This is a genomic window from Streptomyces prasinopilosus, assembly GCF_001419695.1.
Classification (GTDB): Bacteria; Actinomycetota; Actinomycetes; order Streptomycetales; family Streptomycetaceae; genus Streptomyces; species Streptomyces prasinopilosus.
Genome location: NZ_LIRG01000853.1, coordinates 1 through 1,227 on the forward strand (window position 1 = coordinate 1; position 1,227 = coordinate 1,227).

Here is a 1,227-nt window from a genome sequence, read left to right on the forward strand (position 1 = left end):
CCGCGAGCAGATCCGGCCGGACGGCGGCGAGGTCGGCCTGCTCGCGGGCGTCCTCGGCCAGGTGGAACAGGTGGTCCCTGCCGGCCGCGTCCCGGTAGTACTTCCAGTCGCCGCGCCGCAGCGCCCGGTTGCCGCGCACCCTCCAGAACAGGTCCCGTTCGGGTAGGTCCCGGCCGCGCAGCAGGTAGTCCGCGAGGCTGTGCCCGTCGAGCGGGTACGCCGGGTCGGGCCGTGCCCCGCCCACCTCCAGCAGGGTCGCCGTCCAGTCCGGCGAGAAGACGGGCTCGTGGCTGACCTGCCGCCCGTCGACGCGGGCGGGCCAGCGCAGGACGGTCGGGATCCGGATGCCGCCCTCCAGCAGCCCGGACTTGGCACCGCTGAGCGGCCACTGGTACGAGAAGCGCTCACCGCCGTTGTCGCTGGCGAAGACCACGAGGGTGTCCTCCTCCTGGCCGGACCGGCGCAGCGCGGCCAGGACCCGGCCGACGGAGGCGTCCAGGCTCTCCACCATCTCCCTGTACTTCTCCACCGAGCCGCCGTCGCGGTGCAGCAGCGCGCCCAGCGCGTTCCCGGAGCGGATCCTCGCGGCGATCTCCTCCCCGGTCTCCCCGTCGTCCTCGGTGAGCCACGGCCAGTGGGGGGTGGTGAAGTTGAGGTTGAGCAGCCACGGTCTGCCGTGGTCGCGGCCGACGTACTCGACGGCGCGCTCGGTCAGGACGGTGGTGTAGTAGCGGAGGTCCTCGTAGGTGGCGTCGCCCTCGTACAGGTCGTAGTCGCCGAACTGGCCGAGCTTGGAGAAGTACTCCAGGGCGCCGCCGAAGTTGCCGAAGAACTCGTCCCAGCCGGACCTGGTGGGGCTGTGGTCCGGCAGCCAGCCGCAGTGCCACTTGCCGATGAGGGCGGTGGCGTAACCGGCCCGCTTCAGCAGCGAGGCGAGGGTCGGGTGGCGCGGGTCCAGGCCCTGGACGCGGTTGCCGAGGGGCTCGGCGAGACCGCCCGGCGTGCGTCCGGGGTAGCGGCCCGTGTAGAGGCTGAACCGGGTCGGGGAGCAGGTGGCCGAGCCCGCGTAGGCGTCGGTGAACCGCACGCCCTGTGCGGCGAGCCGGTCCAGGTGCGGGGTCCTGATGTGCGGGGAGCCGTAGGACGACAGGTCGGCCCAGCCGAGGTCGTCGCCGAGGATGAACAGGATGTTGGGCCTCCGCCCGGGGCGGCCGCCGGTCCTCGCCC

General features: G+C 73.2%; 1 protein-coding gene. It reads right to left on the reverse strand.

Annotated elements, in window-relative coordinates; translation table 11 throughout:
• Nucleotides 1-1,227, reverse strand: a 1,227-nt coding sequence (locus AOK18_RS27460; RefSeq protein WP_055696077.1) for a sulfatase-like hydrolase/transferase, incomplete at both ends; no start/stop codon positions are given.